At 65.7% G+C, this 14188-nt stretch carries 12 protein-coding genes; all 12 read left to right on the top strand.

Going from position 1 to position 14188, the window contains the following annotated elements:
• Positions 1 to 41 precede the first annotated feature (41 nt).
• The 12 genes from uvrA (at position 42) to secG (ending at position 14144) form a co-directional block, all read left to right on the top strand.
• Entirely contained in the window at positions 42 to 2969 is a 2928-nt protein-coding gene (gene uvrA, locus B1A87_RS08160) for an excinuclease ABC subunit UvrA (RefSeq protein ID WP_078029355.1), read from the top strand.
• 119 nt (positions 2970 to 3088) lie between these two features.
• Positions 3089 to 3805, top strand: coding sequence for an HAD hydrolase-like protein (locus B1A87_RS08155; RefSeq protein WP_078029356.1), 717 nt, complete (start codon positions 3089 to 3091; stop codon positions 3803 to 3805).
• A complete protein-coding gene (locus tag B1A87_RS08150) occupies positions 3792 to 4460 on the top strand; it encodes a 1-acyl-sn-glycerol-3-phosphate acyltransferase (protein ID WP_078029357.1) in 669 nt (222 codons plus the stop codon). The genes B1A87_RS08155 and B1A87_RS08150 overlap by 14 nt, the downstream gene beginning before the upstream one ends.
• A gap of 61 nt (positions 4461 to 4521) precedes the next feature.
• Positions 4522 to 6561 carry an excinuclease ABC subunit UvrC gene (gene uvrC / locus B1A87_RS08145; RefSeq protein ID WP_078029358.1) on the top strand — a complete coding sequence of 680 codons (2040 nt, stop codon included), beginning with the start codon at positions 4522 to 4524 and terminating at the stop codon, positions 6559 to 6561.
• A 113-nt stretch (positions 6562 to 6674) separates the two neighbouring features.
• Positions 6675 to 7598 carry an RNase adapter RapZ gene (gene rapZ / locus B1A87_RS08140; protein ID WP_078029359.1) on the top strand — a complete coding sequence of 308 codons (924 nt, stop codon included), beginning with the start codon at positions 6675 to 6677 and terminating at the stop codon, positions 7596 to 7598.
• Complete coding sequence (gene yvcK, locus B1A87_RS08135) at positions 7598 to 8611, top strand: uridine diphosphate-N-acetylglucosamine-binding protein YvcK (RefSeq protein ID WP_078029360.1); 1014 nt, start codon at positions 7598 to 7600, stop codon at positions 8609 to 8611. Before rapZ ends, yvcK begins: the two co-directional genes overlap by 1 nt.
• A gap of 9 nt (positions 8612 to 8620) precedes the next feature.
• On the top strand, positions 8621 to 9601 hold the full coding sequence (gene whiA / locus B1A87_RS08130) for a DNA-binding protein WhiA (protein WP_078029361.1): 981 nt from the start codon (positions 8621 to 8623) through the stop codon (positions 9599 to 9601).
• A gap of 179 nt (positions 9602 to 9780) precedes the next feature.
• Positions 9781 to 10404, top strand: coding sequence for a superoxide dismutase (locus B1A87_RS08125; protein ID WP_078029362.1), 624 nt, complete (start codon positions 9781 to 9783; stop codon positions 10402 to 10404).
• Between the two features lie 266 nt (positions 10405 to 10670).
• Positions 10671 to 11681, top strand: a complete 1011-nt coding sequence (gap, locus tag B1A87_RS08120) for a type I glyceraldehyde-3-phosphate dehydrogenase (RefSeq protein WP_078029363.1) — start codon at positions 10671 to 10673, stop codon at positions 11679 to 11681.
• A 10-nt stretch (positions 11682 to 11691) separates the two neighbouring features.
• Positions 11692 to 12918 (top strand): phosphoglycerate kinase, encoded by a 1227-nt coding sequence (locus tag B1A87_RS08115; protein WP_078029364.1) that lies wholly within the window; start codon positions 11692 to 11694, stop codon positions 12916 to 12918.
• A 103-nt stretch (positions 12919 to 13021) separates the two neighbouring features.
• Complete coding sequence (gene tpiA / locus B1A87_RS08110; protein WP_078029365.1) at positions 13022 to 13837, top strand: triose-phosphate isomerase; 816 nt, start codon at positions 13022 to 13024, stop codon at positions 13835 to 13837.
• A 49-nt stretch (positions 13838 to 13886) separates the two neighbouring features.
• Positions 13887 to 14144: a preprotein translocase subunit SecG gene (gene secG / locus B1A87_RS08105; RefSeq protein ID WP_056627064.1), complete on the top strand. Its 258-nt coding sequence runs from the start codon at positions 13887 to 13889 to the stop codon at positions 14142 to 14144.
• Positions 14145 to 14188 lie beyond the last annotated feature (44 nt).

Raw genomic sequence — 14188 nt, 5'->3', positions numbered from 1 at the left:
CCGCATGGATATTCGAAGAAGTTTTCGATTAGCATTAGTCCGTGCCTAAAGCCGTAGCTGAAGAAACAGCCCTTGATGCCCACTCCGCCGTCGTGCCGCTGAACCACCCCAAACCGGCGCGCCCGGATCTCTCCCGTCTGGTCGTCAAGGGCGCGCGCGAACACAACCTGCGCAACGTCGACCTCGATCTTCCCCGCGACGCCATGATCGTCTTCACCGGACTGTCCGGGTCGGGCAAGTCGTCCCTCGCCTTTGACACCATCTTCGCCGAGGGCCAGCGCCGCTACGTCGAGTCCCTCTCGGCCTATGCCCGGCAGTTCCTGGGCCAGGTGGACAAGCCCGACGTCGACTTCATTGAAGGCCTCTCGCCGGCGGTCTCGATCGACCAGAAGTCCACGAGCAAGAACCCGCGCTCAACGGTCGGCACCATCACGGAAATCTACGACTACATGCGCCTCCTGTGGGCACGCGTGGGCCGCCCGTACTGCCCTGTCTGCGGCGAGCCGGTCATCAAGCAGACACCGCAGCAGATTGTGGACCAGCTGCTGGAACTCGAGGACGGAACACGCTTCCAGATCCTCGCGCCCGTGGTGCGCGGCCGCAAGGGTGAATTCGTGGACCTCTTCAAGGAGCTGACCGCGAAGGGCTACTCGCGCGCCCGGGTGGACGGCGAACTCATCCAGCTCAGCGAGCCCCCCAAGCTTGGCAAGCAGTTCAAGCACACCATCGAGGTGGTGGTGGACCGGCTGGTGGTCAAGGAAGGCATCAGCCAGCGTCTGACGGACTCCATCGAAACGGCCCTCGGCCTTGCCGAAGGGCGCGTGCTGGCCGAATTCGTGGACCTGGACGCCGATGATCCCGGCCGCCTGCGTGCGTTCTCCGAGAACCTTGCCTGCCCCAATGAACATCCGCTGGCCATCGATGAAATCGAACCGAGGTCGTTCTCGTTCAACAACCCCTTCGGCGCCTGCTCCGCCTGCAGCGGCATTGGCACCAAGCTCGAGGTTGACGAGGAACTCATCGTCCCCAATCCGGAGCTCTCGCTGGCTGAAGGTGCCATCGCCCCGTGGTCGCTCGGCACAGCCACCACGGAATACTGGAACCGGCTCCTCGACGGACTGGCCAAGGAACTTGGCTTCTCCATGGTCACGCCGTGGGAAGAGCTGACGGACGACGTCCGCCAGACCGTCCTCCACGGCAAAGACCACAAGGTCGTGGTCCAGTACCGCAACAGGTTTGGCCGGGAGCGCAAGTACAGCACCGGCTTCGAGGGTGCCATCCAGTATGTCCACCGCAAGCACGGCGAAACCGATTCCGACTGGGCCCGCGACCGCTACGAGGAATACATGCGGCAGGTACCCTGCCCCGCCTGCAACGGGGCACGCCTGAACCCGGCGTCGCTGTCGGTCCTCATCAACGGCAAGTCGATCGCGGAGGTCGCGGCGCTGCCCATGCGGGACTGTGCCGAGTTCCTCAACAACCTTGTGCTGACCGGACGCGAGGCGCAGATCGCCCACCAGGTCCTCAAGGAAATCCAGGCCCGTCTGACGTTCCTTCTGGACGTCGGCCTGGAATACCTGAACCTGGAGCGCCCGTCGGCCACCCTGTCCGGCGGTGAGGCGCAGCGCATCCGGCTCGCCACCCAGATCGGTTCCGGCCTCGTGGGCGTCCTCTACGTCCTCGATGAGCCCTCCATCGGCCTGCACCAGCGGGACAACCGCCGGCTCATCGAGACCCTCACCCGGTTGCGGGACATGGGCAACACGCTCATTGTTGTCGAGCACGACGAAGACACCATCCACGAAGCCGACTGGATCGTGGACATCGGGCCGGGGGCCGGGGAGCACGGCGGCCAGGTGGTCCATTCCGGTTCCTACAAGGCCCTCCTCGAGAACACGGAATCGCTCACGGGTGACTACCTGTCGGGCCGCAAGAAGATCGAGATCCCCAAAAAGCGCCGCAAATACGACAAGAAGCGTGAGCTTAAAGTCGTCGGCGCACGCGAAAATAATCTCATCAACGTCGACGCCGCCTTCCCGCTTGGGCTGTTCACGGCGGTGACCGGGGTCAGCGGCTCCGGCAAGTCGACCCTGGTCAACGAGATCCTGTACAAGGTCCTGGCCAACAAGCTCAACGGCGCCAAGCAGGTGGCGGGGCGGCACCGCACGGTCCAGGGGCTCGAGCACCTGGACAAGGTGGTCCATGTGGACCAGAGCCCGATCGGACGCACGCCTCGCTCCAACCCGGCCACCTACACCGGAGTGTTCGACAACATCCGCAAGCTTTTCGCGGAGACCACCGAGGCCAAGGTCCGCGGTTATCTGCCGGGCCGCTTCTCCTTCAACGTCAAGGGCGGGCGGTGTGAGGCTTGTTCCGGTGACGGCACGCTGAAGATCGAGATGAACTTCCTGCCCGACGTCTATGTCCCCTGCGAGGTGTGCCACGGCGCGCGGTACAACCGCGAGACCCTCGAGGTGCACTACAAGGGCAAGACCATCGCGGACGTGCTGAACATGCCCATCGAGGAGGGTGCAGAGTTCTTCGCAGCATTCTCGCCGATCGCCCGCCACCTGAACACGCTAGTGGACGTCGGCCTCGGGTACGTCCGCCTGGGCCAGCCCGCCACCACGCTGTCCGGCGGCGAAGCCCAGCGCGTCAAGCTTGCCGCCGAGCTCCAGAAGCGCTCGAACGGGCGCAGCGTCTACGTGCTTGATGAACCGACCACGGGACTGCACTTCGAGGACATCCGCAAGCTGCTGATGGTGCTGCAGGGCCTGGTGGACAAGGGCAACACCGTGATCACCATCGAACACAACCTGGACGTCATCAAGAGCGCGGACTGGATCGTGGACCTCGGTCCCGACGGCGGTTCCGGCGGCGGGCGGATCGTAGCGTCCGGCACGCCGGAGCAGCTTGCCAAGTCAAAGGAGAGCCACACGGCCGCGTTCCTGGCCGAAATTCTGGCGTAGGAGCCGCGGGGGTCCGGTCTGCAGCACGGCGCGGCGGGCGGGGCCCATCGGCCGCGCTGAAGTATTCCGCGGACGGCATGTGAGTTTGTGCAGGGGTGCTGTCGTGAGAAACTAAGCCGGTGACTTCAACAATAGTGCCCGTGATCTTCGACCTGGACGGCACTCTTGTCGATCCGGCCGGCGGGATAACAGACGGAATTGCGTCGGCCCTCACGGAACTGGGACTGCCCGTCCCGGGCCTGGACGTCCTGAACGCGATGATCGGGCCCAAGCTGAGCGACTCGCTGCTGAACATCGCGGGGGTTCCGGCGGCCCGGTTGGCGGACGCGGTCCGGATCTACCGGCGGCACTACCTTGAAAGCGGCATAGCGCAGAGCCGCCTGTATCCTGGCATTGTTGAGCTCCTCGACGGCTACGTCGCTGCTGGCCGTCCTGTCGCGGTGGCCACGCAGAAGCCGGAAAACCTGGCAAACCTCGTCCTTGAACACCACAGGATTGCCGACCGGTTCCTCTTCATCAGGGGCTCCGCGGCGGACGAGACCGCAGCTGCCGCAGGTCCCGTCGGGAAGACAGAGATCATCGCGGCCGCACTGGCGGATCTCCGCACCCAGCACGCCATCATGGTGGGGGACAGGGCCCAGGACGTGGCGGGGGCCTTCGCCAACGGTATCGACTGCATCGGCGTCAGCTGGGGCTTCGCGCCCGACGGCGAGCTGGAAGAAGCGGGCGCCGTCGCGGTGGTCCATGACACCCTGACCCTGCGCAGCAAAATCGAGGAGCTGGAAGCAGTCCGGGCTGCAGCACTGAGCGAGGTGCGCAACGATGGAGCTGTTTGACGGAATCCGCTGGACCACGCGCGGGCTCATCTCGGGAACGTGCCGGCCCACGGTCATCGGACTCGAGAACGTCCCCAAGGAGGGCCCGTTCATCGTGGCCCCCAACCACCTCTCGTTTCTTGACAGCGTGATCGTGCAGGCCCTCATGCCCCGCCCTGTCGCCTTCTTCGCCAAAGCGGAATACTTCACCACCAAGGGCGTCAAGGGACGCGTCATGAAGTCCTTCTTCGAAGCGGTGGGATCGATTCCGGTGGAACGCGGCGAGCAGGCAGCCAGCGTGCAGGCGCTGAAGACCCTCCTGGACATCCTGGAGAACGGAAGGGGAATCGGAATCTACCCCGAGGGCACCCGATCCCGCGACGGCATCCTCTACCGGGGCCGGACCGGCGTCGGCTGGCTGGCCCTGACCACCGGCGCGCCGGTGATCCCGGTGGGGCTGATCGGCACCGAGAAGCTGCAGCCCGCGGGCCGCAACGCGGTCAAGCCGCAGCACTTCACCATGAAAGTCGGCGAGGCGCTCTACTTCGACAAGACCGGGCCGGACCACTCGCTGCCGGCGCGCCGCCAGGTGACCGACCGCATCATGGACGCCATCGCCGAACTCAGCGGGCAGGAACGCTCCACCAGCTACAACCAGAGCAAAACCGTCGAGTAGAACCATGGCCGGCGCCCCGGGCATGGCATTTTGCCGGCCGCCGGCTCAGTAGACTGGAACCGTGGCAGATCCAACGAGTTACCGGCCCCAGACGGGTGAAATTCCGACCAATCCGGGCGTCTACAGGTTCAGGGATCCCCACGGGCGGGTCATCTACGTCGGCAAGGCCAAGAACCTCCGCTCGCGCCTGAACACGTACTTCGCGAACCCCGCCGGCCTGCTGCCCAAAACGCACGCAATGGTGCACGCGGCCAGCAGCGTCGAGTGGACGGTGGTGGGCAGCGAGCTGGAATCCCTGCAGCTGGAATACACCTGGATCAAGGAATTCAAACCGCGGTTCAACGTGGTCTTCCGGGATGACAAGACGTATCCGTACCTGGCCGTCACCATGGGGGAGAAGCTCCCGCGGGTGCAGGTCATGCGGGGCGAGCGGAAGAAAGGCACCCGCTACTTCGGCCCCTACACGGCCGGCGCCATCCGGGAAACCATGGACACCCTGCTCCGGGTATTTCCCGTGCGCAGCTGCAGTGCCGGCGTGCTGAAGCGTGCCCAGGCCAGCGGCCGGCCATGCCTGCTGGGCTACATCGACAAGTGCTCGGCCCCGTGCGTCGGGCGCGTCACCCCCGAGGAACACCGGGCCCTGGCCGAGGACTTCTGCGCCTTCATGGGCGGCGAGGCCAAGCGGTTCATCAGCCGACTGGAAAAGGACATGGCGGCGGCCGTGGCGGAACTGGACTACGAACGGGCCGCCAGGGTCCGCGACGACATCGCGGCCCTCCGCAAGGTCTTCGAGAGGAACGCCGTGGTGCTGGCCGAGGACACGGACGCCGACGTCTTCGCGCTGCACGAGGACGAACTCGAAGCGGCGGTCCAGGTTTTCCATGTCCGTGGCGGCCGTGTCAAAGGCCAACGCGGGTGGGTGGTCGAAAAAGTGGAGGACGCCACCACACCGGACCTGGTCGAGCACCTGCTCCAGCAGGTCTACGGCGAAGACGCCGAGACCCAGGGGCGGCTTCCCCGGGAGGTGCTGGTGCCGGTCGAGCCCAGCAACGCCCACGACCTGGCCGTGTGGCTGGGCGGTCTCCGCGGGGCAAAAGTCGACATCCGGGTTCCGCAGCGCGGCGACAAAGCCGCCCTGATGTCCACCGTCCGGGAGAACGCCGAACACGCGCTCCGGCTCCACAAGACACGGCGCGCGGGCGACCTCACGGTGAGGTCCCAGGCGCTGCAGGAACTCCAGGAAGCACTGGAGCTGCCGGTCCCGCTGCTGCGCATCGAATGCTACGACGTCTCCCATGTCCAGGGGACCAACGTGGTGGCGTCGATGGTGGTGGTGGAAGACGGGCTGCCCAAGAAATCCGACTACCGGAAGTTCTCCATTACCGGAGCGGCGGCAACCGATGACACCGCCGCCATGCACGACGTCCTGACCCGGCGCTTCCGGCACTATCTGATGGACAAGACCGCGCAGGTGGAAGCCTCCCAGCTGGAATCCCCGGAGCCGGTCCCCGGGGCAGAGGCGGCCGGTCCCGGAAGCGGTCCTGCGGACGCCAGTATCGCGGACACCACCACCGCCGCTCCGCGGTCAAAATTCGCCTACCCGCCCAACCTCGTGGTGGTGGACGGCGGCAAGCCGCAGGTCAATGCCGCCGCCCGCGCCCTGGCCGAACTGGGGGTCGACGACGTCTACGTCGTTGGCCTGGCCAAACGGCTGGAAGAGGTGTGGCTGCCGGACAGCGACTTCCCGGTCATCCTGCCCCGCTCCTCCCAGGGCCTGTACATGCTGCAGCGCATCCGCGACGAGGCCCACCGCTTCGCCATCTCGTTTCACCGGCAGAAGCGCGGCAAGGCCATGACGGTCTCCGCCCTGGACAGCGTGCCCGGGCTCGGCGAGTCCAAGCGCAAGGCGCTCCTGGCCCAGTTCGGCTCGGTCCGGAAAATCAAGGCGGCCACCGCCGAGGAACTCATGACGGCCAAGGGTGTGGGCCCGGCGCTGGCAGCGGCCATCGTTTCCCATTTCACTGCGGGCGGAGCCGGCGGCGAGGCGGACGATGCGATGCCGGCCATCAACATGACCACCGGAGAAGTCCTCGAAACTTAGCTAGCGTCCTGAATGTTAGCTAGGGTAAGTACGGAATCCGACGTGTCCTGAAGTGTGCGCAGCACACGGGCAACGGCACACAAGAAGCAACGGCAGGAATGGGGCTGGATTTAATGGCAGAGTCGACGGCGGGATCCGGCGCGGACGAGGACGGCCTGACGCCCGTCAAGCCCGTCGAAGCGGAACTGCTCGTGGTGACGGGAATGTCCGGTGCCGGCCGCAGCACCGCATCGGATGCCCTCGAGGACCACGGCTGGTACGTCGTGGAAAACCTGCCGCCGCAGATGCTGGGCACCCTCGCAGAGCTGGTGTCCCACGCCCCGCAGTCCATTCCCAGGCTCGCCGTCGTCATGGACGTGCGGAGCAAGGCGTTGTTCGCGGACATCCGCGCCGCCCTCGGCGCCCTCGCCGCGAGCGGCGTCACGTTCCGGGTGCTGTTCCTCGACGCGAGCGACGACGTCCTGGTCCGCCGCTTTGAACAGGGGAGGCGCCCGCACCCGCTTCAGGGCGGCGGCCGGATCCTGGACGGCATAGCCGCGGAGCGCGAACTCCTGACGGAACTGCGGGATTCAGCCGACCTCGTGCTGGACACAACATCGCTCAACGTGCACGGGCTCGCCACCGCGGTCACGGAACTCTTCTCGGAAACGGGTCCGGTGGCCCTCCGGCTCAACGTCATGAGCTTCGGCTTCAAATACGGCCTGCCCGTGGACGCGAACTACGTCGCGGACGTCCGGTTCATTCCCAACCCGCACTGGGTGCCCAAGCTGCGGCCGCACACCGGCCTGGACCAGGACGTGAGCGACTACGTCCTCAAGGCCGAGGGCGTGCCAAGTTTCGTCGAGCGCTACGTTCTTGCCCTGGAGCCGGTCCTGGACGGGTACCGGCGGGAGAACAAGCACTACGCCACCATCGCCGTGGGCTGCACCGGCGGAAAGCACCGCTCGGTGGCTGTCGCCGTCGAGCTGTCCAAGAAGCTAGCGCAATATCCGCGCGTTACGGTGACCACGACGCACCGGGATCTGGGCCGCGAGTAATGGGCATGCTCACCGGCCCGCTGCCGCTGGTTCCACCGGCCGGCCTGGCCGGCTCCCAACAGGCCAAGGGCCCCTCCGTGGTGGCCCTCGGCGGAGGCCACGGCCTCTCGGCGTCGCTGTCGGCACTTCGGCTGCTGACCTCCGAACTGACGGCGATTGTCACAGTTGCGGACGACGGCGGATCCTCCGGCCGCCTCCGCCAGGAGTACGGTGTCCTTCCCCCGGGCGATCTGCGTATGGCGCTCTCCGCGCTGTGCGACGACACCGACTGGGGCCGCACCTGGCGCGACGTCATGCAGCACCGGTTCCAGTCGCCGCGCGGCAGCGGCTCGCTGGACGACCACGCCATGGGAAACCTGCTCATTGTCACGCTCTGGGAGCTCCTCGGTGATGCGGTGGCCGGGCTGAAGTGGGCCGGGGCCCTGCTGGGAGCCCGCGGCCAGGTCCTGCCCATGTCCACGGTGCCGCTGACGATCGAGGGCGACGTGCGCGTCGCTGCCCCCGACGGCAGCAGCACGCTCACCACCATCAGGGGCCAGGCGCGGTGCGCGGTGGCCGGCTCGCTCGAGAGCGTCCGCCTGCTTCCGGACCATGCGCCGGCATGCGTGGAAGCGCTGACCGCCATTGAACTCGCCGACTGGGTGGTGCTGGGTCCGGGCTCCTGGTACACGTCAGTGCTCCCGCACCTGTTGCTGCCTGAAATGAGGCAGGCCCTGTGTGACACTCCGGCCAAGCGGTGCCTCACCATGAACCTCGCCATGGACACCAAGGAAACGTCGGGGATGTCCGCAGCCGACCACCTGCACGTGCTGCGGGATTACGCGCCGGAATTCAGCGCGGACGTCGTGCTGGCGGATCCCGCCTCGGTTTCGGATCTGCGCGAATTTGAGAAGGCTGCCGGGATGATCGGAGCCGAGGTTGTCTTGGGTAAAGTAGGGGCTTCGGGTCGGCGTCCGGTCCACGACCCCCTGCGGCTGGCTACGGCTTACCAGGATATTTTTGGGAACAGTTAGGAAGGTGCCATGGCACTGACAGCATCAGTCAAGGAAGAACTGTCCCGCCTGGACATAAAGAAGTCATCGGTCCGGAAGGCTGAAGTGTCGGCCATGCTCCGCTTCGCCGGCGGGCTGCACATCATTTCGGGGCGGATTGTCATCGAGGCCGAAGTGGACCTGGCCTCCACGGCGCGGAGGCTCCGGGCTGCGATCGCCGAAGTCTACGGACACCAGAGCGAAATCATCGTCGTGTCCGGCAGCGGGCTTCGCCGCGGGAACCGCTATGTGGTGCGCGTGGTCCGGGACGGCGAGGCATTGGCGCGGCAGACCGGCCTCCTCGACGCCCGCGGCCGCCCGGTGCGCGGCCTGCCCTCAGTGGTGGTCAACGGTTCTGCCGCCGACGCCGAGGCCGTGTGGCGCGGCGCCTTCCTGGCGCACGGGTCACTGACCGAACCCGGCAGGTCCTCGTCCATGGAGGTCACGTGCCCCGGACCGGAATCTGCGCTGGCCCTCGTCGGCGCGGCGAGGCGGCTCGGTATTCAGGCCAAGGCCCGCGAGGTCAGGGGAGTGGACCGCGTGGTGATCCGGGACGGCGACACCATCGCTGCGCTGCTCACCAGGATGGGCGCCCACGACGCCCTCATGGTCTGGGAGGAACGCCGCATGCGGAAGGAAGTCCGTGCCACCGCCAACCGGCTCGCGAACTTCGACGACGCAAACCTGCGCCGTTCCGCGCAGGCGGCCGTGGCGGCAGGAGCCCGGGTCGACCGCGCTCTGGAAATCCTCGGCGACGACGTCCCGGAGCACCTGAAGTACGCCGGCGAGCTCAGGGTGGCCCACAAGCAGGCAAGCCTCGACGAGCTCGGCCGGCTCGCCGATCCGCCCATGACCAAGGACGCCATCGCCGGCCGCATCCGGCGCCTGCTGGCCATGGCGGACAAACGCGCCACTGACCTCGGCATTCCCGGCACGGACGCCAATGTGACGCCGGAAATGCTGGACGAGTAAGTGCGCCCCTAGAATCAAGACCAGGTGGCGGAAATACCTTGGACGGCCCGGGAGTTACGGGTCGTGGAGGGTGGCCCGCAAGGGACCCGCCACCGCAGACTTCCGGGTGACCCGTCATCCGGATGCACAATCCGAGAGTTACCGAACCGGACAAACTGTCCACGACATTGGAGGATTTTGTGACCGAGTACGTTCTGCCCGAACTCAGCTACGACTACGCAGCGCTGGAGCCCCACATCTCAGCGAGGATCATGGAGCTGCACCACAGCAAGCACCACGCTGCCTATGTGGCTGGCGCCAACAACGCGCTGTCCCAGCTCGCCGAGGCCCGCGACAAGGGCGACTTCGCCAACATCAACCGGCTTTCCAAGGACCTGGCCTTCCACACCGGCGGCCACATCAACCACTCCGTGTTCTGGAACAACCTTTCCCCGGACGGCGGCGACAAGCCGGAAGGCGAGCTGGCTGCCGCAATCGACGACGCCTTCGGCTCCTTCGACGCCTTCCGTGCCCAGTTCTCCGCGGCCGCCCTCGGCCTGCAGGGTTCCGGCTGGGGCTTCCTCGCCTACGAACCCATCGGCGGAAACCTGGTCATCGAACAGCTCTATGACCAGCAGGGCAACGTCGCGCTGGGCACCACCCCGCTGCTGATGCTCGACATGTGGGAGCACGCCTTCTACCTCGACTACGTCAACGTCAAGGCTGACTACGTCAAAGCGTTCTGGAACATCGTCAACTGGGCCGACGTCGCCCAGCGCTTTGCCGGAGCCCGCGCGAACGCCACCGGCCTCATCACGCTCTAGCAGTGTGATGCGGCGTACATGCGCCAGTAACAAACTTCACATTCGGCTTCTTTAGGGCCGAATTGTGGACGGTCCGCCCCCGCACTTGCGGGGGCGGACCTTCTTAAACGTAAGATGGATCACGGAAGGCGGTTAGCCTTCAGCAATGTGGCTGGTCGCCCTCCGATCTGGTAATCATCTCTGCCCAATGGCGTGCGGGATCTGTTAGTTGGCTTGAACGCCCGCTCAACTAGTTGTGCTTCACAAGCACCAAGGAGACTGAAAAAGTGACCACCCGTATTGGTATTAACGGCTTTGGCCGCATCGGCCGTAACTACTTCCGCGCAGCGCTTGCACAGGGTGCGGACCTTGAAATCGTTGCCGTCAACGACCTCACCAGCCCCGAGGCACTGGCCCACCTGCTGAAGTACGACTCCGTCGGCGGCCGCCTGAAGGAAACCGTTGAGGTCAAAGAAGGCAACCTGGTCGTCAACGGCAACGCCATCAAGGTCCTTGCCGAGCGCGATCCGGCCAACCTGCCCTGGGGCGAGCTCGGCGTGGACATCGTCATCGAGTCCACCGGCTTCTTCACCAAGGCCGCTGCTGCCAAGAAGCACATCGAAGCTGGCGCCAAGAAGGTTCTGATCTCCGCCCCGGCCTCCGACGAGGACATCACCATCGTGATGGGTGTGAACCACGAACTGTACGACCCCGCAGCTCACCACATCATCTCCAACGCGTCCTGCACAACCAACTGCCTCGGCCCCCTGGCCAAGGTCATCAACGACGAGTTCGGCATCGAGCGTGGCCTCATGACCACGGTTCACGCCTACACGGCCGACCAGAACCTGCAGGACGGCCCGCACAACGACCTCCGCCGCGCCCGCGCAGCCGCCATCAACATGGTTCCCACCTCCACCGGTGCTGCCAAGGCAATCGGCCTGGTGCTCCCGGAACTCAAGGGCAAGCTCGACGGCTACGCCATCCGCGTCCCGGTCCCCACCGGCTCCGCTACGGACCTCACCGTCACGGTTTCCCGCGAGACCACGGTCGAGGAAGTCAACGCCGCGCTGAAGAAGGCTGCCGATTCGGACGAGCTCCAGGGCATCCTGACCTACACCGACGCGCCCATCGTCTCCTCGGACATCGTCGGCGACCCCGCTTCGTCAATCTTTGACTCCGGTTTGACCAAGGTCATCGGCAACCAGGTCAAGGTTGTTTCCTGGTATGACAACGAATGGGGCTACTCCAACCGACTGGTGGACCTCACGGAGCTCGTCGCAGCAAAGCTGGGCTAGGGTTAGCTTCATGACATTTCACACCCTCAACGAACTGATCGCTGAAGGTGTCCGCGGGCGGTACATTCTGGTCAGAAGTGACCTGAATGTGCCGCTCGACGGCTCTACAGTGACTGACGACGGCCGCATCAAGGCCTCACTGCCGGTCCTGGGAAAGCTCACGGACGCCGGTGCCCGCGTGCTGGTAACAGCCCACCTGGGCCGCCCCAAGGGCGCCCCGGAAGACAAGTATTCGCTCCAGCCGGCCGTCACGCGCCTGGCCGAGCTGGCCTCCTTCCCGGTGTCCCTCGCGCAGGACACTGTCGGACCGTCAGCCAAGGAGCTCTCCACGTCGTTGCAGGACGGCCAAGTGCTGGTGCTCGAAAACGTACGCTTCGACGCCCGCGAGACCAGCAAGGACGACGCAGAGCGCGGCGCCTTTGCCGATGAACTGGTGGCCCTGACCGGGGAAAACGGCGCCTACGTCGATGACGCTTTCGGTGCCGTGCACCGCAAGCACGCCAGCGTGTACGACGTCGCCACCCGGCTTCCGTCGTACCAGGGCGACCTCGTCCACACGGAGGTGGAGGTGCTGCGCAAGCTGACGGCAGACACCCAGCGCCCGTACGTCGTGGTGCTCGGCGGCTCAAAGGTTTCCGACAAGCTCGCTGTCATCAACAACCTGATCGGCAAGGCGGACACCATCCTCGTGGGCGGCGGCATGCTGTTCACCTTTCTCGCAGCCGAGGGCCACAAAGTGGCCGGCAGCCTGCTGGAAGAGGACCAGATCCCCGTGGTTCAGGACTACCTGAAGCGTGCTGCTGACGCAGGCACGGAATTCGTGGTGCCCACCGACGTTGTGGTGGCAGCGAAATTCGCCGCCGACGCGGACCACGAGACCGTTCGTGCAGAGGCCATCGAAAGCAGCCGGTTCGGCGCGCAGGGCATCGGCCTGGACATCGGCCCGGAGTCCGCGCAGGCATTCGCCGAGCGGATCAAAGGCGCCAAGACGGTGTTCTGGAACGGGCCCATGGGCGTGTTCGAATTCGAGGCCTTCTCGGCCGGCACCCGTGCCGTGGCCCAGGGCCTGACGGAGACGGACGCATTCACCGTGGTGGGCGGCGGAGACTCGGCCGCGGCCGTCCGCACCCTCGGCTTCTCCGATGACCAGTTCGGGCACATTTCCACCGGCGGCGGCGCCAGCCTGGAATACCTCGAAGGCAAGGACCTCCCGGGCCTCACCGTCCTGGACCGCTAGAAGCACACACCAGCCGGCACGGCGCCTTCTTCCGCACGACGGAAGGCGCCTGCCGGCTGTTTCACATGACAAGCACATTTGACCTGCACTTTTTGGAGAACACGTGACAACGTCAACTAACGGCACCTTTGACCGCACCCCTCTCATTGCGGGCAACTGGAAGATGAACATGGACCACGTCCGGGGCATCACCCTCCTGCAGAAGCTGGCCTGGACCCTGTCCGACGCCAAGCACGACTACAGCCGCGTGGAAGCCGTGGTCTTCCCGCCCTTCACCGACCTCCGCGGCGTCCAGACCCTGGTCCAGGGCGACGAACTCGACATCTCGTATGGCGGGCAGGACCTGTCCGAGTTCGACTCCGGTGCGTACACCGGCGACATTTCGGGGCAGTTCCTGAACAAGCTCGGGTGCAAGTACGTGCTGGTGGGGCACAGCGAACGGCGCACCATCCACAACGAGTCCGACGACGTCCTCAACGCCAAGGTCAAGGCCGCCTACCGCCACGGCATCACCCCCGTGCTGTGCGTCGGCGAGGGCCTGGAAATCCGGCAGGCCGGCACCCACGTCCAGCACACCCTGAACCAGCTCCGCGCCGACGTGGAAGGCCTCAGCGCAGAACAGGCTGCTGAACTCGTGGTCGCCTACGAGCCCGTGTGGGCCATCGGAACCGGTGAAGTTGCCGGTCCGGAGGACGCCCAGGAAATGTGCGCCGCCATCCGCGCCGAGCTCACGGAGCTCTTCGGCACGGACGTCGCCGCCAAGGCGCGCCTGCTGTACGGCGGATCCGTCAAGGCCAGCAACGCCGCAGCCATCCTCCAGGAACGCGACGTCGACGGCGTGCTCGTGGGCGGCGCCAGCCTCGACCCGGCCGAGTTTGCTAATATTGTCAGGTTCGAGAGTCACCTTGTGACGGGCTAGTCCGGACACTGGCAAGACTCCCGTATTTCCTACCCTTCGAAAGGCCGTCGTGGACGTTCTTCATGTCATTCTGCAGATCCTCCTGGGCATCACCAGCCTGCTGCTGACGCTGCTCATCCTGCTCCACAAGGGACGTGGCGGCGGTCTGTCAGACATGTTCGGCGGCGGAATGAGCTCGGGCCTGAGCTCTTCGGGTGTCGCCGAGCGCAACCTGAACAGGTTCACCATCATCCTTGGCATCACCTGGGGCGCTGTGATCATCGCGCTTGGGCTGCTGATGCGGTTCACGGGTGTGGCTGACTCCTAAGTAGCTGACTCTTAGCAGCGAAGGCCCGGGCGGGTCCGGATGTA

Source organism: Arthrobacter sp. KBS0703 (genome assembly GCF_002008315.2).
Taxonomy (GTDB): Bacteria; Actinomycetota; Actinomycetes; order Actinomycetales; family Micrococcaceae; genus Arthrobacter.
The sequence above is the reverse complement of the archived record's forward strand: the minus strand, read 5'-3'. Positions and strand labels throughout refer to the sequence as shown.